The 21,721-nt window shown below is 35.7% G+C and carries 16 protein-coding genes; 7 read left to right on the plus strand and 9 right to left on the minus strand.

Annotated elements, in window-relative coordinates:
- Window positions 1–28: 28 nt before the first annotated feature.
- The 4 genes from M0R38_05495 to M0R38_05510 form a co-directional block, all read right to left on the minus strand.
- Entirely contained in the window at window positions 29–2,152 is a 2,124-nt protein-coding gene (locus M0R38_05495) for a S46 family peptidase (GenBank protein ID MCK9481200.1), read from the minus strand.
- 135 nt (window positions 2,153–2,287) lie between these two features.
- Window positions 2,288–3,856: an OmpA family protein gene (locus tag M0R38_05500; GenBank protein MCK9481201.1), complete on the minus strand. Its 1,569-nt coding sequence runs from the start codon at window positions 3,854–3,856 to the stop codon at window positions 2,288–2,290.
- Window positions 3,857–3,965: 109 nt separating this feature from the next.
- Window positions 3,966–4,433, minus strand: a complete 468-nt coding sequence (locus tag M0R38_05505) for a hypothetical protein (GenBank protein MCK9481202.1) — start codon at window positions 4,431–4,433, stop codon at window positions 3,966–3,968.
- Window positions 4,420–5,307, minus strand: a complete 888-nt coding sequence (locus M0R38_05510) for a 3-hydroxyacyl-CoA dehydrogenase NAD-binding domain-containing protein (protein MCK9481203.1) — start codon at window positions 5,305–5,307, stop codon at window positions 4,420–4,422. Before M0R38_05510 ends, M0R38_05505 begins: the two co-directional genes overlap by 14 nt.
- A 58-nt stretch (window positions 5,308–5,365) precedes the next feature.
- Between M0R38_05510 and gmd the strand changes: the two genes are divergently transcribed.
- The 5 genes from gmd (at window position 5,366) to plsY (ending at window position 13,840) form a co-directional block, all read left to right on the plus strand.
- Window positions 5,366–6,502 (plus strand): GDP-mannose 4,6-dehydratase, encoded by a 1,137-nt coding sequence (gene gmd, locus M0R38_05515; GenBank protein ID MCK9481204.1) that lies wholly within the window; start codon window positions 5,366–5,368, stop codon window positions 6,500–6,502.
- A gap of 8 nt (window positions 6,503–6,510) precedes the next feature.
- Window positions 6,511–7,641 (plus strand): GlmU family protein, encoded by a 1,131-nt coding sequence (locus M0R38_05520; protein ID MCK9481205.1) that lies wholly within the window; start codon window positions 6,511–6,513, stop codon window positions 7,639–7,641.
- 168 nt (window positions 7,642–7,809) lie between these two features.
- Entirely contained in the window at window positions 7,810–8,574 is a 765-nt protein-coding gene (tpiA, locus tag M0R38_05525) for a triose-phosphate isomerase (protein ID MCK9481206.1), read from the plus strand.
- 79 nt (window positions 8,575–8,653) lie between these two features.
- Entirely contained in the window at window positions 8,654–13,132 is a 4,479-nt protein-coding gene (locus M0R38_05530; GenBank protein ID MCK9481207.1) for a hypothetical protein, read from the plus strand.
- Window positions 13,133–13,183: 51 nt separating this feature from the next.
- Window positions 13,184–13,840 (plus strand): glycerol-3-phosphate 1-O-acyltransferase PlsY, encoded by a 657-nt coding sequence (gene plsY / locus M0R38_05535; protein ID MCK9481208.1) that lies wholly within the window; start codon window positions 13,184–13,186, stop codon window positions 13,838–13,840.
- A gap of 128 nt (window positions 13,841–13,968) precedes the next feature.
- On the opposite strand, the gene M0R38_05540 is transcribed toward plsY, so the two are convergent.
- From M0R38_05540 to M0R38_05550, 3 genes are all read right to left on the minus strand, one after another.
- Window positions 13,969–14,973: a hypothetical protein gene (locus M0R38_05540; GenBank protein ID MCK9481209.1), complete on the minus strand. Its 1,005-nt coding sequence runs from the start codon at window positions 14,971–14,973 to the stop codon at window positions 13,969–13,971.
- A gap of 69 nt (window positions 14,974–15,042) precedes the next feature.
- Window positions 15,043–15,717 carry a response regulator transcription factor gene (locus M0R38_05545; protein MCK9481210.1) on the minus strand — a complete coding sequence of 225 codons (675 nt, stop codon included), beginning with the start codon at window positions 15,715–15,717 and terminating at the stop codon, window positions 15,043–15,045.
- Window positions 15,718–15,754: 37 nt separating this feature from the next.
- Window positions 15,755–17,692 carry a tetratricopeptide repeat protein gene (locus tag M0R38_05550; protein MCK9481211.1) on the minus strand — a complete coding sequence of 646 codons (1,938 nt, stop codon included), beginning with the start codon at window positions 17,690–17,692 and terminating at the stop codon, window positions 15,755–15,757.
- 196 nt (window positions 17,693–17,888) lie between these two features.
- Between M0R38_05550 and mnmH the strand changes: the two genes are divergently transcribed.
- Window positions 17,889–18,923 (plus strand): tRNA 2-selenouridine(34) synthase MnmH, encoded by a 1,035-nt coding sequence (gene mnmH, locus M0R38_05555; GenBank protein MCK9481212.1) that lies wholly within the window; start codon window positions 17,889–17,891, stop codon window positions 18,921–18,923.
- Between the two features lie 14 nt (window positions 18,924–18,937).
- Window positions 18,938–19,972, plus strand: a complete 1,035-nt coding sequence (gene selD, locus M0R38_05560; protein MCK9481213.1) for a selenide, water dikinase SelD — start codon at window positions 18,938–18,940, stop codon at window positions 19,970–19,972.
- 15 nt (window positions 19,973–19,987) lie between these two features.
- Here the strand turns inward: selD and M0R38_05565 are convergent, their stop codons facing one another.
- Complete coding sequence (locus M0R38_05565) at window positions 19,988–20,347, minus strand: hypothetical protein (GenBank protein ID MCK9481214.1); 360 nt, start codon at window positions 20,345–20,347, stop codon at window positions 19,988–19,990.
- Between the two features lie 71 nt (window positions 20,348–20,418).
- Window positions 20,419–21,489 carry a COX15/CtaA family protein gene (locus tag M0R38_05570; GenBank protein MCK9481215.1) on the minus strand — a complete coding sequence of 357 codons (1,071 nt, stop codon included), beginning with the start codon at window positions 21,487–21,489 and terminating at the stop codon, window positions 20,419–20,421.
- Between the last annotated feature and the right edge of the window lie 232 nt (window positions 21,490–21,721).

Below are 21,721 nucleotides of genomic sequence, written 5' to 3' on the forward strand. Positions count from 1 at the left end.
AACTGCAATATTAACTCAAAATATGATATTAAATATTTACCCCCATTTCATTCAACAAGTGGTCTGCACCAGATAAATATTTCATGATATATATGACGTAACGAATATCTACTCCTACAGAACGGCTGTAGTTCTCGTTCCAAGCATAGTCATTGATAGTTGCGGTGTATGTTCTGTCAAAGTTTATTCCAACCAAATTACCATTGCTATCCATTATCGGACTGCCGGAGTTGCCCCCGGTTGTATCTAAATTATAAAGCATGCACACCACCGGTTTACCTGTTTTCTTATCAATTAAAATCTCAGGATATTTTTTTTGGTCAAAGAAAGTTCTGAGATTGTCTGGCAAGAAATAGTCGGGATTGCCTGTGTTGTATTTTTGTTTGATACCTTCAACTGAAGTAAATGGATAGTCTGTTTCTCCATCATTTGGTGAATATCTTCTGATATAACCATAAGTAAGTCTTAATGTGGAATTGGCATCTGGAATAAAGTTTCCCGGTTGTGTTCTATATTTAAGTTCTGTGTAAATAGGAACCCAATAATTTAATTCAGCATCAATATACTCTTTTTGAGTCCTAATATCATTGATATACGGTAGTAATTCAGCCACAAAGTCTAGCATAGGAGACTTGATTTTTTGGAAATTTCCCGGACTTTTTTTCAAAATGTTTAGCCAATTGTTTCTGTCCTTTTGGTAATGCGCATAAAGTTTGTGTATCCACACTTCTTTATTTTTGGCTTTATTGTAGGATGAAACACTAATGCCTTCCGCTGCTAATCTGAATACTAAAGATTTAAAGAATTGATACTCGATATCTTGATTGTTTTCTACAAATCTTCTTTGTAATAATCCTTCTATAATAGTTTGTTTCTCTTTCCAGAAGGAAACAACATCTTTCTTAGGTTCAAGTTGAAGTTTTAAGATAGTTAAAGCTGTTTGAACATAACCTACGTCATTATTTAAGAAGTTCAAAATAAACTCCTTGTTAAACATTTGATTTTTAAGTCCGTAAAGGCTGTCAATCTTGTCAATCACTCTTTCATACTCAGCTCCCATGTGTTTTTCAATCGCAATTTGCTTCATCTTTAGGTCTTCTTCAATTTTAGATTGGAGTAGTCCGGTTCTTTTTAATCCTTGAATTTTACCTTCATAATTTTTTTTGACATTGGCGAGGCTTTTCATTGTAGAAGCCAAATTCAGATATCGTTCTTGGTTGCCAATGTTGATGCTTACATCTTTCATGGTCTGAATTTTATAGCCAAACCATTCTGAAATAAAAGGGAGTAAATGTTGTTCTTGATATTCAATAAATCTAGCAGGTTGATGCCTGAATGTTCTGCCTGGATAGCCCAAAATAAATACTAAGTCTTCTTCTTGTACTCCGTTAGGATTGATTTTCAGGAACTTATTTGGCTTATAGGGAACATTCGATTTATCATATTCTGCAGCTTTGTTATTCTTGTTTGAGTATGCACGTAATATTGTAAAATCGCCTGTATGCCTAGGCCATTCCCAATTGTCTGATTCTCCTCCAAATTCTCCAATTTGTCTGGGTGGAACATAAACTAAGCGTGTGTCTGAAAGGATTTCATATCGAAAGAGTACATACGTTCTGCCGATGAACATTTCTGACACTTCAATTTTTAAGTTTGGATGTCGTTTTGATTCTTCTTCAACTAGTTTTTTAGTGTTTTGTGCAATTGTTTTCTCTCTGTTTTTTCCATCTGTATTGTCCCCAATGCCTTTTAATATGATAGAGGAAACATCTTCATAAGAACGTGTGATTTTGCACTCAATTCCAACGGGAATTTCTTCTTCACGAGTTTTTGCCATAAACCCATTTTCTAAATAATTGTTTTCAACAGAAGAAACCCTGCTGACAGCACCAAAAGCACAATGATGATTTGTAATGATTAAGCCATCTTCTGAAATAAATGAACCGGTACATCCGCCTATTCTAACCAATGCATTGGTTAGGCTGATACCATTTGGATTAAATATGTCTTCTTGTTGAATTTTAAACCCTGCTTCTTTAAAGTCAATTTTACTCAGATCACTCAAAGGAAACATTCCTTCTTCTTGTTTGTTAGAGTTAAAAATGAATATGCAGGCTATGCACCCGAATACAAAAGCAATTTTCTTTATCATGATTTTTTAGTTAAAGTCGAGATTGAGTGTGCGAAAATAATGAAAGTATTTGGCTTGGAATGAATTGCAAACACATATAAAACACAAGAGGGTGGACATTTGCCCACCCTCTTGTGTTTTATATGTGAAAAGCGTTTAATACTTAATATTAAAGTCAACCCTTCTGTTTTTAGCTTTACCAGCGGAGGTTTTGTTATCCGCTATAGGTCTTTCATCTCCATAACCAATTGCAGTTAAGCGAGCTTCGTCAATTCCTTTGCTTACCAAGTATGCTTTCACAGCATCTGCACGGTCTTGAGATAACTTCTTGTTAGCCTCAGATTTTCCAACATTGTCAGTATGACCTTCAATGTCCACATAAGCTTCTTTGTAACGTTGAAGCATTTCAACCAAGATGTCTAGATTTTTGTAAGAATCTTTAGTGATAATTGCTTTTCCTGTTTCGAAGTTGATACCCTTTGCAGCAAGCGCAATTTTCTGAATATCTTGCTTCTTAATTTCAGGACATCCTTTATTTGCAGCAATACCAGGTACGCTAGGACATCTGTCAAGGTGGTCAGGGATACCATCTCCGTCAGAATCTGGACAGCCTTCCCATTCTGCTGGACCTTTAACATCAGGACATTTATCATCAATATCAGGAATGCCGTCTCCGTCTTTATCAGGGCATCCTTTTAGTTCAGCAGGACCTGCTGCATTTGGACAACGGTCATCAATGTCAGGAATACCGTCTCCGTCAGTGTCAGGACATCCTTGGAATTGTGCAGTGCCGGCTTCGTTAGGGCAACGATCTTTAGGGTCAGGAATTCCATCGCCATCAGTATCAGGACATCCGTTGAATTCAGGAAGTCCTTTTGTGTAGCGACAAGAGTCTGCGTGGTCAAAAATGCCATCTCCATCTGAGTCCAAAGGACAACCTACACTGTCAACAATCCAACCCAATGGTGTTTTTGGACATTTATCTAACTTGTTTGGAACACCATCTTGGTCAGAATCCTTAGGCTTTTTAGGTCCTTTTTCATAATTAAATAGGTCGTATGGTAGATTTACAACAACTCCTAATGAATGAAACATATAAGAATCATAGAGTTTCCTTCTTTTATGAACACCATCTGTGAAAGGATAGCCATCCCAAATATCATTGTATGTATAGTTAAACACAGTTTGTGCGCGAATTCCTATCTTGTCATTAATATTGTATTGTATGCCTCCACCACCGGTAAAGACTCCACAAAACTCAGTGAGGTTGTTGCGAGTTTGATTTAATATTTTGGAATGAATATATTGGAAACCCCAGCCTCCAACTAAATAAGGAAATAGCTTAGCATCAGAAGAAAGGATAATATCATTGTTAAATTTATAGCGCAATCCTGTTGATACATTAAATAATCTCGCGGTAAAACCGGCTCGGTCGAAAGGAGGCTCTGAATAAGGTACATTTTTATAGTAACCTAAATCACCCGATCCGCCAAATAACATTACATCAAATGATGGCGATAAGTAATGACTAATGTTGCCCGAAACTCCCATATAAGTTGGTTTGCGTGCAAAAAATAAAGAATAGCCGTGATCTCCTTGGTATTCCATGAATCCTCCGTTGATCTCTATACCTAATTTGTTGTCAGCATTTTGTGCATTTGATGGATTGTTAAGTCCAAATACAATGGATAATGGTACCAGTAGGGTAAGTAGTGTTTTCTTCATGAGTAAGATATTAAATTTTCTCTTTATGATTATGGGCAAAAGTAAATATTATTTTAGTTCAAGCAAATTTTTTTGTGCGATAAACTTGAGAGTTATTGGGACGAATAAATTAGTTCGCAATATCGAGTATGTTTCCACTTCTATATACCCTATAACTTTTTAAGGGGTATATGGCAGGACCATTTGAAATTTGACCATCATATTGAAACTTAGATGCACAGCATTGTTCAAAAATGCCATTAATACTACTTCCACATCGGAAAGTGAAATTGGAATCTAATTCAACTTTTGAACATGCATCAAAGGGTTGATAAGGACAAATTCTGTCTGTGGCATAATATTGATCATCAAAGCCATGAAATAACGTGATACCCTTATTGCCTCCTTCTAAATATATATAATTACCCGGAATTAAGAGCTTTGAGTATAAAGGTAATTCCATGTTTACTCTTATGCTGACGGGCACATTGGGAATTACATCTTTGTCATTGTTTTTATTACATGAATAAGTAAGGACAATACACAAGGTAAGGACAATGAGTGTAAATAAATGCCTGAAGAGCTTATTCTTTTTCATATTGATAAAATCCCTTACCGGTTTTCCTACCATAAAATCCAGCCAATACTTTCTGTTTTTGAATTCTGCTTGGTCTAAATCGATTCTCATAGTTAAACAACCCAAACATGCTTTCTGTTACAGAATAATTTGTTTCCACTCCAATCAAATCCATCAGTCGGAATGGTCCCATTTTGAAACCTGTTGCCTCAAGTAGTTTGTCAATTGTTTCAATACTTGCTACTTGTTCTTCAACTAATTTTAAACTTTCAACATAGTAATGTCTGGCAACCCTGTTTACAATAAATCCGGGTGCGTCTTTGGCTGAGACTCCGGTTTTGCCAAGCTTTCTAACCAATTCATTGCATGTTTTTGCGACTTCGCTTGAAGTGGATTCTCCCTCAATTATCTCAACCAATTTCATGATATGTGCAGGATTGAAAAAGTGAATTCCTATTATACGTTCAGGGTTTTCAAGTCCGTTGGCAATTTGAGTAATTGGAATAGAGGAGGTATTGCTGGCTAAAATTGTGTCGCATGAATTTAGAGCAATAACTTTTTTGAAAAAATCTTGTTTTAAATTGAGTTTTTCAGGAATTGCCTCAATAATCAGGTCAGCAATTAATTTGTTTACTTCCGTAGTAAATGAAAGCCTGCTTAGTGTTTGTGTTTTTTGTTTTTCACTTATTTTTCCAAGTTCTTGCGCTTTTTCAAGATTCTGTGTAATGTGGTTTTTAGCTTTAAGTAAAAATTCTTCACTAATGTCGTAAAGAATAGTTTCTAATCCTGCCATTGCACAAACCTGTGCAATCCCTGACCCCATCACTCCTGAACCTGCAATTACGATTTTTTTAATTTCCATTGAGTTGCAAAGATATACAAATGTATTACGCATTGATTTGTCCATTTATTCTTACTTTTGGCAATTCAAAAATTGATAGCATATTAGGAGAATGAAAAAAGCCATTATTACAGGAATTACAGGTCAAGACGGGGCGTATCTTGCTGAATTTTTATTAAAAAAAGGGTATGAAGTACACGGTATTAAAAGAAGAAGTTCTATGTTTAATACTGATAGGATTGATCACTTGTATGAAGATCCGCATAATCCGAATGCCGCGCTGAAACTTCACTATGGTGATATGACTGACAGTACTAATTTGATAAGTATAGTGCAAGAAGTGCAGCCGGATGAGATCTACAATCTTGCAGCACAAAGCCATGTGAAAGTTAGTTTTGAAAGTCCGGAATACACAGCAAACTCTGATGCTTTAGGGACATTGAGACTATTGGAAGCTGTTAGAATTCTCGGACTCACAGAGAAAACTAAAATTTATCAGGCTTCTACTTCTGAATTGTATGGCAAGGTGCAAGCAATCCCTCAAAATGAAACCACTCCTTTTTATCCCCGCTCTCCTTATGCAGTTGCTAAAATGTATGCCTATTGGATTACGGTAAACTACCGAGAGGCTTATAATATGTACGCATGCAATGGCATTTTATTTAACCACGAATCTCCGATTAGAGGAGAGACTTTTGTAACTAGAAAAATAACAAGAGCTGCTGCAAGAATAGCCTTGGGATTACAAGATAAATGCTATTTAGGTAATCTTAATTCTAAACGAGATTGGGGGCATGCTAAGGATTATGTGGAAGCTATGTATCTGATTTTACAACAAATCAAACCGGAAGATTATGTTATTGCTACAGGGCAGACTACCGAGATTCGTGATTTTGCACGGCTTGCTTTTGGATACTTAGGTATAACATTGGAATTCGTAGGTAAGGATGAGAACGAGAAAGGTATTATTGCGGAAATTGATACTGAACGTGCTGTCGCATTGGGACTGAATACCAAGTTTATCAAACAAGGAAAAGAAGTGATTGCTGTTGATCCAAAGTATTTTAGACCAACTGAGGTTGATTTGCTTATTGGTGATGCAACAAAAGCGTATCAAAAATTGGGCTGGAAACCTAAACATACCCTAAAGGAACTCGTGGATGATATGATGCATGGAGATTTGAACTTAATGAAAAAGGATGAATTTCTGAAGCAAGGTGGTTATGGCTATAAAAATTATTTTGAATAGTATTCATGTTGAGAATCACACTTTTTGATGATGAAATGCGAGAGGATTTGTTTCCTCTTTCACTAAGTAGAAGTTGCGCTGATTTTAGATGGGGTATTTTGACCATTCGCGAAAAATGGGAGAAAGTCTTGAATTCCGCAGTGCACATCAAGACTGTTGATTATTTACAACCATTATATGGCAATGCAACTCATCCTGTTGAGGTTAACAGCAGGTTATTGCCGAATAATGATTTTATTAAGCAACTTTCTAACTTATGTGCAGGCGATGCAATCTATAAAGGGGAAGTATTGCTTGCACGAAATGGAACAAATGAAAGTAAAAGGGTTGAATATACAGGGGAAGTCGTTTTGTTGTCAAATCTGTGGGACATTTTTCAATTTAATGCTCGCGAAATCGAATCTGATTTTCAGATTCTTACTTCAGGTAGAAGTTCACAAAAGTTATCTTCAACTAACCAAGTGTTTGGAAAACATCCTGTTTTTCTTGAAGAAGGCGCAAAAGTGGAATGTGCCATTTTTAATACTACCGATGGTCCAATTTATCTTGCAAAGGATTCTGAAGTTATGGAAGGGGCTATGATTCGAGGTCCATTTGCTTTAGGAGAACATAGTCAAGTAAAAATGGGTGCAAGGATATATAGTGGTTCTTCATTTGGTCCACATTGTAAAGTAGGAGGAGAGGTGAGCAATAGTGTTATTTTTGGATATTCAAATAAAGGTCATGAAGGGTTTTTAGGAAACTCTGTGCTGGGAGAATGGTGCAATTTGGGTGCAGATACCAATAATTCTAATCTTAAGAATAATTATGATGAGGTTCGGTTGTGGAACTATCGCAAAAAATCTTTTGTAAAAACAGGATTGCAATTTTGTGGACTCATCATGGGGGATCATAGTAAATCAGGAATTAACACCATGTTTAATACCGGTACTGTTGTGGGCTTTTCATCAAATATTTTTGGGGCAGGATTTCCAAGAAATTTTATTCCATCTTTTTCATGGGGTGGAGCTGCAGGAATTGAGCTTTATACATTGCCTAAAGCACTGCAAACTGCCCAAAGGGTAATGGCAAGACGCGGTGTTGAATTAACCGAAGTACATAAAAATATTTTTAAAGTAATTGAAAATATAGAAAAGTAGTATTTAAAGGCTTGTTAAACTGTCTTTTGCGACTGTTTAATGTTATTTAGTGAATATTCTGTTTGATTTTATAAGACTCAGAGTCGAGATCCAAGTATTTATCAGGTAGCACATTTTCAAACAATAAAGCCATATTTTTGCGCCAAGTCAAAAAGAGTTAAGTCTAAAATGAGAAGAAAAATAATTGCCGGAAATTGGAAGATGAACACCAATCTCAATGAGGCTTTGGGATTAGTAACAGAGATTAAAGGCATTATCAAAGATGAGGTTCGCAATGATGCTGAAATTATATTGTGTCCTCCCTTTGTTAGTATTGCTGCTGTGGCAAAAAATCTTGAAAATCATTCTATTTGCCTCGGTGCGCAAAATGTTCATCAAGAACCGGAGGGGGCTTATACCGGTGAAATTTCAGTATCAATGCTCAAAAGCGTTGGTTGTACACATGTTATTGTAGGACATTCTGAACGCAGGCAATATTTTTCTGAAGATAATGAGGTGTTAAATCAAAAAAATAAAAAGGTTGTTGAGGCAGGTTTGATTCCCATTTATTGTATTGGTGAAACTTTAGAAGAAAGAGAGAGCGGTGATTTGTGGGATGTGATGAATGTTCAGCTATGGGAAGGGCTTGCTAATTTGCCATCAGACCTTAATTCAAATCAAATTATCATCGCTTATGAGCCTGTTTGGGCGATTGGAACAGGAAAGACTGCCACTACCGAACAAGCACAAGATGTACATTCTTATATCAGAGAGCAATTGGCTGAAATCTTTTCTGTGGAAACAGCTGCCGGCATACGGATTTTATACGGAGGAAGTGTTAAACCAGGCAATGCAAAAGAGTTGTTTTCAGCAGAAGATATAGACGGAGGTCTGATAGGCGGAGCTTCGCTAAAATCAAGAGATTTTTGTGAAATCATCAAAGCCGCAGGTTGAAATTCTGTGGAATGATTTTTGAAAACATTGAGAATATCTCATTACTCTTGTCGTTGATATTAAGATTGCTGCACTGTTTATGAAAAAAACTATTTTCTTACTATTCTTTATGTTGCCTTGTGCATTCTCAATGCTTTATGGGCAACAGAGAAGTTTCTCGCCAGCCCCTGAAGTTTTTATAAATGAATTGGTCAAACACATGACCGAATATGGGCAAGAACACGTTGCAGTGGAGGTGAAAAAGTTTAAAGCAGCATGGGATGCAGGGAAATTTGATGATAAGGAAAAACAAGCCATCAGAGATATCTGTGAAGATATGCTATATAAAAAATTAGCGGTTCAACCATATTTTGAACTGTTTATCAGCACTATTAACTTCTATTTTGCGAATAATATTGAGAAAAAAGTGCTTACTCAATGGCAAGATATTAGTGGTAAATTGCTGAGTAAGAATACAAAGGATTATTTAGCTTTTCTTCAAACAGCAAACAAACTATTTGCTGAGAATATTCTTTACAGTAGTGAGCAACAGAAGTGGTATGCGGACAATAATAAATTTGAATTGGTATATGATGGAAGGGTTGCAGTCAAGTTCAAATACTTAAATCTCACATGCGAAGCTTTTTTGGATAGAATGCAAATTTTTGATACTGAGGGTACATTTTATCCGGATAAAGCAAATTGGGTAGGTAGAAATGGCAAGGTAAATTGGTCAAGGGTTGGGCTGCCGGAAGAAGTTCTTTTTTGTAAACTAACTAATTATAAAATTGATTTTATAGGAAGCACTTATACAGCTGATAGCGTTTATCTTAGATATCCCAAGTATTTTAAAGGCGATGTGTTGGGGATGATGACAGACCAAGTTTCTTTTACTACAAGCCAAGACCAACTTATGAATGGGAATTATCCTAAATTTTCAAGTTATAAAGGCAATGTGAAAATAGATGGTCTTGTTGGAGATTTAGCTACCTATAGCGGGGGATTTAGTTTGCAAGGTAAGGTAATAACCGGAGACAACGTGAGTGGAGAGCCTGTTACGATTACCCTGTTTCAGGATAAGAAGCCACGAGTTGTATTACAATCAAAGTCATTTAAGATTAATGAAGGTGTTGCAGGTAGTTTAAATGCATCGTTTAAAGTGTTGTTAGATTCTAATAGAAGTGTTTTTCATCCTGCTATTGAAGTTCGTTATGATTTTAATAAAAAGGAACTTGTTGTGAACAAAGGTGAAAAGGGGCTAATGCTCATGACGTTCCAAGATGATTTTCATGGAGTTGAAATTGATGCAGATAGGGTGGTATGGAAACAACTCACACCCTATATTGAATTCAGAAATATGTCTCCGGACAAACCTGTAGCAATTGAATCAAAAGACTTTTTCAAAGAATTCAGATATGAAAAGGTGCAAGGAATCTTAGCATACAATCCTCTCTATAGAATGCGGGATTATTCTTTAAAAACCCAACAAAGGAAATTTCACTTAGATGACTACTGTGCTTACTATCAAAGTAAAAAAGAGTATATTCAAGAGCAAATAATTAACTTAGCTGATGATGGCTATATATACTACGATATGCAAACGGACTCTATTGAGATTAGAGATAGACTTTACAACTATGTAAATAACCACATGCAAGTACGTGATTATGATGTAATAAGAATGATTTCGGTTATTTCTGCAAGACCCAATGTTACCCTAAGTTTAAATAATATGAACCTGCAAGTTGAAGGAGTGCGTAAATTTACTTTTAGTGATAGTCAAAATTGTATTGCAGTTCCTCATGAACAACAAGTCTTGATTAAAAAAGATAGGGCGATGAACTTTGGAGGTGTTGTGAGAGCAGGAAAGGTTGATTTTTATTCAAAGTCTTTCAATTTTGAATACAATTCGTTTATGATTAGGAATACCCATTTTGATTCAATGGTGTTATATTATCCTGATGAAACAACAAAAGCATTAAGAAAAGTACAATCTGTACTGTCAGATTTATATGGTACACTTGAATTTGATTATCCCAAGAACAAATCAGGTCTAAAAAAGAAAGACTACCCTGAGTATCCCATTTTTACGTCTGAAAGAGGTTCTAAAGTACATTACGAATATGAACAAACTCATAATTTTGTATACAAGCGTGATAATTTTTATTTTGAGGTTGATCCATTCAGAATTACCAATTTGAATGACTTTACGGCTGCTGATTTAAAATTACCAGGCACTTTTATTTCTGCCGACATTTTTCCTGATTTTCGATATGAGTTGACAATTCAACCTGACTTCTCACTTGGATTTGTCAAGGATATTGATTTGCCAATGTATATGTCTAAAGGAAATGCAAAGCTAAATATTTCGCTCAGCAATCAAGGGCTGTATGGAAATGGCGAGATTCAATATTTAACTTCTATTACCAAAAGTAATGATTTTCTAATTCTGCCTAAGGAAACACAAGCAAACAGCAAAACATTTGATTTGCCTGAATCATCAAAATATCCTTTGGTTGCAGGGGTAGATGTTTCTACTCGTTGGTTGCCTTATGAAGACAAGATGCTTGTGTCACACAATACAGAGAAGTTTAATGTGTTTCAAACAAAATATCAATTTGGTGGCATACTGAGTCTTGAGCCTACTGCGTTGTCCGGCAATGGTCAATTAGAATGGAGCGAAGCTGAATTTTTCTCCAAAAAGATGGTTTATGGAAGAAACAAAGTTGATGCAGACACTTCAGGAATTAGAATCTTTTCAATTGACCCGGGTGTCTTTGCTTTTCAAACTACAAATGTTGAAGCACATATTGATTTTGACAAAAGAAAAGGACATTTTATTGCAAATGCTCCTGATGACATGACTTATTTGCCTGTTAATCAGTACGGGACAGTGTTAAGCGACTATACTTGGAAAATGGATGAGAAAAGAATTGAGATGCGACCCAATCCGAAGTTTCCTGCTCTAAAACCTTACTTTGTTTCCACAAAAGCAGATCAAGACTCACTCAAGTTTGAATGTTCGTATGCTGATTTTGATATGAAAGAGAATGTAATCTATATGGAAAAAATACCCTATATAGATGTGGCTGATTCTCGTGTATTTCTTGTTGATGGCAAAGCAATTGTGAGAAAAGATGCCGATATGGATAAGCTTGACAGTACATTAATTGAAGCGAATAGGGTTGATAAGTATCACAAGATTTATAACACTCAAACGAAGATTTATGGCAAAAATAATATCAGAGCAAGCGGATATTATGATTACAAAACCAAATTAGGAGAACAACATATTATCAATATGGACTCAATCAAGATTGATGATTCAAAACATTTAGTGGGAGTTGGGTATATCCTTGATTCACAGATGTATTTCTTGGATAAGGCTATAGGTTATAAAGGATGGGCTAAGATTGTCAGTACGGATAAGCCAATAGTCTATACCGGTTTCATTAAACCTATCCATACCATGGACTATGTTGTTGGTCAATGGGTGAGGTTTAAAGGGGATATGGATGCAGCAGACGTAGTGATAGATGTTGCCAATCCGCGCAATGTTGACAATAGACCTTTGTTGTCTGGACTTTTTGTTGCTGGTGATAGTGTGAGAGTATATCCTATGCTTTTTGGAATGAAACAAGGGTATTCCAATCCGGAAGTTACCTTAGATTCCGGTGTGTTATTTTATGATCATGCAAGCGGAGATATCGTTGTTGGAGATAAGAAGAAATTGTTTGAAAAAGAAGAACGCGGCAATGTAATTCGAATTAACGATCAAGCAAGGACTATTAAAACTGAAGGTAGATTTGATTTGAGTTTAAATGTAAAACCCGGTATCAAAACAGGTTTTGCGGGCACAAGTTTGTGGAAAGAGGGAGATACCACATATAATTTTGATTGGACTGTTTTTATAGATTTTCCTTTACCCAAAGAAGCTGTTACTCGAATGATTGAACTTGCCAAAAATGAAAATTTTGGTACCGCTACCAGTATTAAAACGAGTGCCTTTGTTGCAAATTTAGCTGAGTTCTATACCTCTGCAGCAGATATGAAAACACTGATGAGCAGAGTGAAGAATAGTGGCATGCTCAATGGAGAGAGTGTGGTTGCCACCAGTCAGTTTTTTAAAACAGTTGGCAAAGCATCCGATAAAGTTAAAGAAATTTTTGACTCTGATTTATATATCAAAGAAGTCAACTCGAGAGCTCCTGAAAAAGCCATGTTCTTTATTGCAGCATCTAATTGGAGATTTGATAATAGAAACAATGCCTTTATATGTAATGGGGCAATCGATATTGCTTCTATTAATGGTGTGAATATCAATAAGCGTTTTGGAGCAATATTGGTTGTTGATAAAAAGCGCAGTGGTGATGATATTCATATCTATATTGAATTTACTCCAAATGAGTTTATTTATCTGAATTATGTGCGTGGTGTGATGTATGCTTATGCAACTGATGATAAGTTTAACCAAATCATTTTAGAGAAAGGAGAGAAGATTTCCAATGATGATTATAGTTTACGTAGAGGAACTCCTCGATCTGTAGATAAATTGTTGAGGCGGTTTGACCAATTTTAGAAAAAACATTTAGATTTGCACTTCCTAACTTTATTACTTTAAATTTTAGAATTGATAGAAATACTTTCAATTATCGGACTTGCAGCTTTGTCTTACGTGCTTGGTTCAATACCGAGCAGTGTATGGATAGGAGAAGCACTTTTTGAGAAGGATGTCAGAGAATACGGTAGCGGAAATGCAGGGGCAACAAATACCTTTAGAGTCTTAGGAACAAAAGCAGGTACTTTTGTACTGATGATGGATATTTCCAAAGGGCTAATAGCCGCTTCGCTTCCTTGGTTGCTTAATTTTGTAGATATATATTCTGTGAGATTTGTGAACCTTCAACTATTGTTTGGTTTATTGGCTGTGCTTGGGCATGTATTCCCGTTGTTTGCAAATTTTAAAGGAGGAAAAGGAATTGCTACTCTTTTAGGGATGGTTATAGGTATTCATTATGTACCGGCTCTGATTTGCATTGCTTTGTTCATTGTTATTCTGTTTGCGACCAAGTATGTATCCCTTAGCTCAATTTTAGCTACTATTTCTTTCCCGCTAATGTTGATTTTTATTTTTAAACCTGATGAGCCTCTATTTGTTGCATTTGGCATTTCTGCAGCTATCATGGTTGTGCTTACGCATCAAAAAAATATCAAGAGGTTAGTTGCCGGCAATGAAAGTAAAGCCAATATTAAACTTAGAAGACGAAACAGAAGAGAAGATGCATAAATGCACTCTTCTAATGAATATCATCAAGCTTGGTATCTCGCATTCTAATAATGAATTTTCTCTCTATTAAAATTGTCATGAGCATACTGCTCTTATTAAAATCTCTTTATCTTTAATAAGATGAATGATTAAAACTTATTGGTAGGAATAGAAATTCCCATTGTAATATCTAAAAAGAATCTCGGATTGAGAATTCCTGATTTCTTGCCTTTGTATCCGGGTCTCGCTCCGAAAGCAGTTTCAAAAGACATCCAGGTTTTATTTGGGTGTCTGTATTGCCAACCAAATCTCCATCCCATTCTGCTGATATTTTTATTATCAATATTCCATACAGTATTGTCAGCTGAGCTCATGTCTGCAAATGAAACGACAGGTGCGAACATAAAATCCAGAAAAATATCATTTAATCCGGCATTACGTCTATTGCCCCAACCTTCAACATAAACAAGCAAATTGGTAATATATTTATATGACAAACCGGCAAAAATTGCAGCGGTCTTCATCATTGTATAACCGGAATAGATAGAATTTCCTCCTTGCTTTTGACCATAAGCACCAAATTGAAATGTCCTTGTTTTGTCTTTAGAATCTTCAGCAACAAAATCAGAAGCCCCGTCTCCTTCACTTATGTCTATGGCTGTGTTAATAAATGAGACTCCACCGCGTGCACTGAATATATTTCGTGCAGTACCCGGTACATAAATGTATTGAGTATTGGTATATCTATAATTTCCAACTGTATAAGATGAAGATGATAATACAATTTTCATGTTTGTGCGTTTTGTTTGATCGCTGAGCGTATAATATGCAACGGGTTCAATATGTATATGTTTTGAAAGTCCACTTGCACTATACATCAGACTATTGTCTATATGCTCACGCGCATTCATGTCGAAGTATGCACGTCTGAAGGTGAGCCCAAAGCAGAGACTTTTATCTAAGATATAATCTGCTCTAATCCCCCAACCCATTGTTACATTTGTCCAATATGCGTCTGCATAAAAAGGATCTAAATGGATGGTTGTCCGTTTCAAATCGTATGGGTCATCGCTAGAGATTGAATAGCTGATGTTTTGCCCAATTGCATTTATACTGATAAATACACTGATTAATGTTAGAGTAATGTTTTTCATAATGTTAAATAGTTTGGTTCAAAAATAAATATGTTTAAATATGTTGTTCTTCTTATGTTCTGTTTTTTTTTAATCAATTAAGTTGTTTCCTGAAGCTTTTTTAATGGCTTCCACTTTGTTGTTGACTTGCAGTTTGCGATAGATATTTTCAATATGCTTGCGAACTGTATGATAGCTAATAAAAAGATTAGCGGCTATTTGTTCATAAGTAAGCCCGTTCTTTAATTGATTTAATAATTCTATTTCTCTATCTGTTAAACCAAAGTCTTGTGAGTCAAACTGGACGGTCTTTGGATTTTTAATCAAGTTGAGAGCTTTTAGCGCAATACCCGGGCTCATGGCTGCACCGCCTGTCATTGCATCCATTATTGCTTGGAAAAGTTGATCGGAATTGCTGTCTTTTAATATGTAGCCTGAAGCTCCCGATAAAATTGCATTGAAAAGATTTTTTTCATCATCAAACATGGTAAAAATCAATACCTTAATTTGATTCCAATTTTTCTTAACCTCTTTGGTGGTATCTATGCCGTTCATGATAGGCATTTCAATGTCCATCAATATTATATCTACATTACTATCACGATTTAACATTGAAATCAGTTCTTTGCCGTTTACTGCGATGTGTTTTAATTTTAACTGCGGAAATTTTGCAATACGCTCAACAGCTGCTTGCCTCGAGAAATGGTTGTCTTCTGCAATTGCAATAGTAATTGGCATATTAAGTTCAAAGGTCATGTTATTCATAGCTGAGTGCAATACGCAGTGTTTCGTATATTGTGTATTATTTGAGTGGAAACCCGCCAAAGATGCGAGTGCCATTGTTAGGATTGCTCTCTATTTGAAGATGTCCTTTCACTTGCTCCATTCGGTATTGCATATTGATAACACCGTTACCTGAATTCATGTTTTCTTGTAAAAACCCTTTGCCGTTATCTTCGATTAAGAACTCCAATTGATTTTCTATTTCATTGTTGAGCGTAATGCTGATTAAACTGCAATCAGCATACTTTAGTGCATTGTTTACAGCTTCTTGTATTGTCCGAAAGAGATGTGTAGTTTGAATGTCGTTCAATATTACTTTAGCATTTCCTTTAGTTTCAATTTGGATAATTTTTCCATGTTCTTCTAAATTGCTCAAGAAGTCTCTTAACCTAATCTCTATCTCCTCCAAACTGTTTGATTCTTTGTTTAATAACCAAACAGTCTTTCTAAGTTCTTTCATGCTAAGTTGAATGTGGTTTCGCACTTTTTTGATTCTGGAGTTAGATTCGTCACATTCTTCAGTTAGTGCGTTGATGAGCGTTAAATGTGAGCCTATATTGTCATGCAGTTCTCGAGAAATGCGCAATCGTTCTTCTTGTACTTTGTTTCTTGCTTTTTGTTCTTGTAAGGATAATTCCAATGCTGCTTGTTTAACCTGAGCCTGTTTTGCTCGAAATTTCATAAAAATTATAAAGATACTGATGATTAAGCAGATGAATATCACCATAAACCATAGGAATGTTTGTTGTGATTTTATGTCTTTCTCTAAGAGTAATTGCTTGTTTAGTAGTAATTCCTTTTCTTTCTCATTTGTCTCATATTTTACCATCATGTCTGCAACAGATGTATTCAATTTGATTGTAGTGATACTGTCTTTGAGGTCTAATAGTTTATCTAAACTATTTTGTGCATTTTCTGTTTGTCCCAAGCCCCAATAAGTTTCAATTAAAAACTCTTGAACATCTGCCATGTCAATATAATTACCGCTTTTGTCAGCCCATTCTGCAGCTTGGAGTAAATAGGTTAAAGCTCGTGCATATTCCTTTTTTTGATTAAATAGTATTCCTAAACTGGTGTAAATTGTAACTTTATTGTTGAGCGATCCGTAAATGAGGTATTGTTCAGCTTCTAACAGCGTTTGTTCAGCTTTTGCAAAGTTGTTTTGACGTTTGTAAATATTAGCAAGGTTGTTTAGCGGCTCTATAAGCCTTGACCAAGCTCTTGCACTCTTACCTGTTTGAATTGCTTTTTGGTAGTAATAAGCAGCAGAATCTAACTTGTTAAGAATTTTATATGATAAGCCAATATTGTTATATGAGGCGGTAATAGAATTTTTATAATCTCCTTCTAATCCAAGCTTTATTTCCAAACTCTTGAGATAATATTCAAGTGCCTTTTTCTCATTGCCAAGTTCTGTTGACCAAATGTTGCCCATTTGGTTATAGGCTTTTGCTTTTTGGATGAGGTCTTGCCGGTATGGTAATGAGACAAGTTCAATGTAGCAGTCCAGTGCTTTGGTCGGGTTGTTATTGTCATAATAATATAATCCCAAATCAAGTAAACTGCCCATTATTCTTGTGGTATCTCTGTTTTTTTTCCAATAATTTAATGCTTGTTGAATTACTATGATTGCTGAATCAAGATTTCCTAAGTCTGCATAAACTTGCCCATAGGATTGGAGAATACGTGTCTCTAAGTATTGGTTTTGAGCAATGCGATATTTCTTTTTCGCTTGTTCTAAATATTGAAATGCTTCTTTGGGTTGTCCGTTAAAAGAGAGGATTTTACCAATCTGATGTAATACTCTCCCCTGATGTTCAATGCTATCTTTAGGTGAATCATTAAGAATTTGTTTCAGAATGATAATAGCTGAGTCGGATTTATCCTCATCAATCAGTTGATTGACTAATGTCCTTTTTTGGGTAGATTCTTGAGCATTGATTATTAATGAGGTCAAACAAATAATAATCAACAAGAATAACTTCTTTAAGCAACTGTTGTAATGCAGTGTCAATGGTAATTTGCTTTGGTAAACGCTTCAAAGAAAGTAAATTTTTAAGAGAAATCTTAAGTGAATTGTATTTCTTTGACTTGTTGTAATTAATGAGTGTTTCGTTGCTTGCTGTAACTTACTTTTGCATGCCCATAAGCGAATGATAAAGCGAATAGATATCGGTGATTTGTTTAAATTAAACCAAGATGTTGTAATCATTGATGTTCGAACGCCAAGCGAATATTCGCATGCTCATATTGTGAATTCTATCAATCTGCCAATTTTTACAGATGAAGAGCGTGTTCAAATTGGCACAACATACAAACGTAAAGGAAGAGAAGAAGCTATATTGCTGGGCTTTGATTTGACAGGTAAAAAATGGAGGGCTTTTATTGAAAATGCTCTGCAAATAGCTCCTGATAAAAAGGTTCTAATTCATTGCTGGAGAGGAGGAATGCGTAGTGGCGCAATGGCTTGGATTCTTGATTTCTATGGTTTTGAAGTTTTAGTGCTCAACGGAGGGTATAAGCAATATAGAAATTGGGTATTGAAGCAATTTGCAAAGGACTATCCGTTCTGTGTTCTGGGTGGAATGACAGGTTCTCACAAGACTGAAATTTTAAAAGAATTGGCAGTAAAAGGAGAGCAGGTTATTGATTTAGAAGATTTAGCTCAACATTTGGGTTCTGCTTATGGTTCATTAAATAAGTTGATTCAGCCTTCTCAAGAACAATTTGAGAATATGTTGGCGCAGCAATTGTCGAACGTCAATATTCACAAAAGAATTTGGATAGAAAATGAAAGTTCTCTTATTGGGAAAATTTCTATTCCCCCAGATATTCTCAAACAAATCAAATCTGCACGTTTGGTTGAATTAAGGATTGACAAAGAGCAACGGGTGAAATTCTTAACCGAAGAGTATGGGATGTTAGATAAGAATTTTTTGATAGAATCCACTCAAAAAATTCAGAAGAGATTTGGACCTGAGCAAACTAAGGACGCAATCAATGCGATTCAAGAAAATAGAATAGAGGATTTTATTAGGATTGTATTGATTTATTATGATAAGACTTATACAAATGGAATATTAAACAGAGATGCGACAAATTGTTTTCCATTATCAATAGAGTTTGACAATGTGCAAAATACTGCTCAACAAGTGATAGCATTTGCAAATAATAATAATTTAACATAAGTGATGAACCGATTATGGGTGAAAATACAATCAAATTAACTCAATATTCTCATGGCGCAGGTTGCGGTTGTAAGATCAGTCCAACCATTTTGGATAAAATATTACATACTTCTGCAAAACAAATTGATTCTCGTTTATTAGTAGGAAACAAAGAACGTGATGATGCGGCAGTAATAGATATGGGTGATGGAAATGCGCTGATTTCAACTACAGATTTCTTTATGCCTATTGTTGACGATGCGTATGATTTTGGGAGGGTTGCTGCTACAAACGCGATTAGTGATGTTTATGCCATGGGAGGCAAGCCGCTGGTTGCAATTGCAATTTTAGGTTGGCCCATAGATAAACTTGCACCGGAAGTCGCACAAGAAGTTTTAGAAGGTGCCCGCAGTATTTGCAGCCAAGCAGGAATTAGCATTGCAGGGGGGCATAGTATAGATAGCCCTGAGCCAATCTTTGGATTGGCTGTGAATGGTTTGGTGGAGAAACGATTTTTAAAAAAAAATTCAACGGCAACAGAAGGCTCACTTATTTTTCTTACTAAACCTTTGGGCATTGGTATTTTGTCAACTGCTCAAAAAAGAGGTGTGCTGTTACCTCAAGATGAAGAACTGATGTTGAAGTATATGACAACTTTAAATGAGTCGGGAGTTTCATTTGGTCGCATTGAGGGGGTGAAGGCGATGACTGATGTTACAGGTTTTGGTTTGTTGGGACATTTGTCTGAAATGTGTGAAGGGAGCAATTTGTCAGCTGTGTTAGAGTTTGATAAGATACCGGTTATCCCATCTATTTATCAGTATTTAGAAACGGGATGTGTACCTGGTGGCACTAATAGGAATTTCAAGAGTTATGGACATAAGGTTTCAGAGTTGAATGATTTGCAGAGAAATATATTGTCAGATCCTCAAACCAGTGGTGGGTTGTTAGTTGCTGTGGAGGAGAGTGCAAGTGACAAATTCTTTCAACTGTTAATTAATGCAGGGATTGCACCTGTTGCCATTGGGCGTTTTGTAAAAAAGATGGATAAATTGATTGACGTTCTCTAAATTTATTATGAATGATTAAAAATCATTCAATTCATTTGCTATAGAACGTAGCTCGTCACGATTGTACTTATTGTCAGACTTTTCTAACATAGAAAGGAGTGTAGAGAAATGCTCTTCAGCAGTATATTCTTCATCCTCTAGGGGGTTGCCATCTTCGTCTTCTTCGGGTTTAATTACAGGATATTCCCATGCACCATTGTTTTCCAAATGCTCATAAGCCATACGAATACAGCGGATAACTACAGGGTCGTTTTCTAATTTTGCAAGTTCTCTCAGTTCTTGTAATTGTGGTATAAGAGATTCTGCGTCAATACCGCCTTTTGTTACTTCTGAGGTGATTTTTTGGATTAGTTTATTTGCCTTAGGACTATTCATGGTACTTTATTGAGGTTGCAAAAATAAGGATATAAGTTATAAATAGAAATTCTATTTTTTACGCAAAAAGGTTACATGTTGCTTTGCTTATGAGTCTGTGTATGGTACATGTGATATACCTGAAATAACATTGCTGCAAAAATGAGAAACGCCATTGCTTGATGCGTTACACCCAGCCATACCGGTACAACAAATAGTAGAGTGAAAATCCCGAGTAGAACTTGTATCAAAATGAATAACATTACAATATTGGTAGATTGAATTTGAACTGAATTAAGATTCCAAGTTGGGTTTTTGCGTTTTAACCAAATGTATAAAACGAGTGCCAGTAAAATCAAAGCAACTGTTCTGTGAATAAATTGTACACTGAGTGGGTTATCTATCAGACTTATTAATCCATTGTTCGCCAATACTTCTCCTACATCAGGAGCAATCCACTTATCTCCCATCATGGGCCAAGTGTTGTACATAAATCCGGCATGAGTGCCCGCGACAAATGCACCATAGATAATTTGAATTATCAATATTAAAAAAGTAGTAAGACTCAATGTTTTGATAGATTTAGATACGTGGTTGTTAATGGGGGTTGCTTTTGCTTTGAGACCTAATATCACCCAGTATATATATCCAAAAGTGATAAAGGCATTGGTTAGATGTATAGCAAGTCTGTAATGGCTCACGTGTGTATTATTCACTAAGCCGCTTTTTACCATATACCAACCAAGAAATCCCTGCCACGCACCTAACGCAAGAATAAAAAGTAGTTTTGGTAATAGGGTACGGCTAATTTGTTTTTTATATAGGAAAAATAGAAAGGGAATAATGAATGCAAATCCCATCAATCTGCCAATTAGTCTATGTAAATATTCCCACCAGTAAATGTTTTTAAAGTCTGATAAGGTAAAATCTGCATTTAATAGTTTAAACTGTGGAATCTGTTGGTATTTAACGAATTCTTCCTGCCACTTTGCTTCGTTCATTGGAGGTAACGTGCCTGTAACCACATTCCATTCCGTAATAGATAATCCTGAACCTGTTAGACGTGTAATGCCGCCTATTATAACCATTGTAAAAACTAAAAAACATCCACTATATAGCCAGAGAATTAAGGGACGATTGTTGTTTAATGTTGAATTACTCATTATTAGATTGTAAGAATCAGGGCTCAAATATACAAGAATTGGACATGCTGAATGGGAAGTTTTGTTCCTGTTTATCTATACTTTTAGCGCAATAAGGATAAGGTGCCCTTGTATTCATAATCCTTGCCGTCAAAGCCTGTAACCTTTACTTTGTAGGTATAAACATCTTGTTTGCAATCCACGCCATTAAATGTTCCGTCCCAGCCTTCTTCGAGGTTATTAGACTCATAGA

The organism is Bacteroidia bacterium (genome assembly GCA_023228875.1).
Classification (GTDB): domain Bacteria; phylum Bacteroidota; class Bacteroidia; order NS11-12g; family UBA955; genus JALOAG01.